Annotated in this window: 1 protein-coding gene; it reads right to left on the bottom strand. The window is 63.9% G+C overall.

The window, feature by feature from the left end; translation table 11 throughout:
• The coding region (locus MKZ91_RS31470) for a cadherin repeat domain-containing protein (RefSeq protein ID WP_336174942.1) at positions 1 to 1,774 on the bottom strand (1,774 nt) is incomplete at both ends.

The raw sequence follows: 1,774 nt of genomic DNA on the forward strand, positions 1-1,774 counted from the left end.
AAGTCGAGTGTACCGATGCCGGAGCGCGTGATCACGCCGTCGGAGTTGATGGCGAACCGTGCATCGTCGATGCTGTAGGTGACGGTGGAACCGGCGTCCGGATCCCGGGCCGACGCGGTGATGCCGACGGCGGTGCCTACAGTCGCCAGCTCCGCGATCTGGTTGGCAGCGGGATCGGCGTCGGCAGGCGAGTTGAAAACGACCGGTGCGCTTGCTGGTGGCACATAGTACTCGATGTGCAGGAGCGGTGCTGAGGCGGCACTGCTGTCGAAGGCTCGGGCCGTGCGTGTGCCCGTTCCCGTAACCAGCAGCACTATGTCATTGAGCGCCGCCCAGCCGCCCCGGTCGATGATCTCCTGGATGATCGCCTTCAGATCCGGCGTGCGTTGGCCCGCGCCGGCCGCGCCACGTGTCGCCCAGTCCGGCGGTGCCCAGGCGACGGACGCATCGGTGGTTAGGCGTGACGAGACATCGAATGCGTTGGCCGAGAAAGCGGCGGCGTCATCCGCGTCCTGTCCGCGGATCAGGAGCGAAACAAGCCCGGTGCTCACCTGGTCGACGGTAAACTGGATATAGGCATTGGTGATGATTGCGCCTTTGGGGATGTCGATGCCGGTAAAGCGCATCCCGACCGTCTGGATCTTGGATCCGTCGACGGCCAGTTCGAGATCGCTGCTGTTGCTCGTCATTGCACCGGTGTCGCGCTGCTCGACGTCGTCGATGCTGGCTGCAATTCTCTTTTCGAAGATCTGACCGCTGGTGACCGGCGGAATGATCGCGATGGTGTAAGCTTGCGTCGCGATGCTGCCGTCCGACGATGTCGCTGTCACGGTCAGGTTGACCGATGGTTCGCTCTGGCCATTGAGCGTGCCGGTGCTGGAACGGGTGATGACGCCGTTGGCATCGATGGCAAAGCGCGGATCGTTGAGGCTGTAGGCTATGGTCGAACCGGCGTCCGGATCTCTCGCCGAAGCGGTGATGCCGAGCCTGGTGCCGGCGGCCGCGCCTTGAGCGATCTGGTTGGCGGCTGTGTCGGCATCGGCCGGTGTGTTGAAGGAAACGGCCTCCTGACTGTTGAGGATGCCAAGGGTGAAAGTCTGCGTGGCTGTGCTGCGATCGGACGAGGTCGCGGTCACCGTCAGCGTGATCGACGCCTGTGTCTCGAAGTCGAGAGTACCGATGCCGGAGCGGGTGATGACGCCGTTGGCGTCGATGGCAAAGCGCGGATCGTCAATGCTGTAGGTAACGGTGTCACCGGCATCGGGATCGGCCGCCGAGGCGGTGATGCCGACCGCTGTGCCCGTCGCTGCGAGCTCGGCAATCTCGTTGGCGGCCGGGTTTGCGTCTGCCGGCGCATTGAAAACGACCGGGTCGCTCGCCGGTGGCATCTGATATTCGATGTGCAGAAGCGGCGCTGCGGCCGCACCGCCGTCAAAGGCCTCCGCTGTGCGTGTGCCGTTGCCGGTGATCACGAATGCGATGTCGTTGAGCGCTGCCCAGCCGAGGCGGTCGACGATTTCCTGGATGATCGCGCTCAGATCGGGCGTTCGCTGATCGGCACCGGCAACGCCGCGTACTGACCAGCCTGCGGGCGTCCACGCCACCGAGGCATCGGTCGTCAGGCGTGAGGTGAGGTCGAATTTGGTACTGGTGAAGGCGGCAGCGTCGTCCACATCCTGACCGCGGATCAAAAGCGAAATCGTGCCCGTGCTCACCTCATCGACGGTGAACTGGATATAGGCGTTGGTGATGATCGCGCCCTTGGGAATGTCGA

This window comes from Ensifer sp. MJa1, assembly GCF_037026475.1.
Taxonomy (GTDB): domain Bacteria; phylum Pseudomonadota; class Alphaproteobacteria; order Rhizobiales; family Rhizobiaceae; genus Ensifer.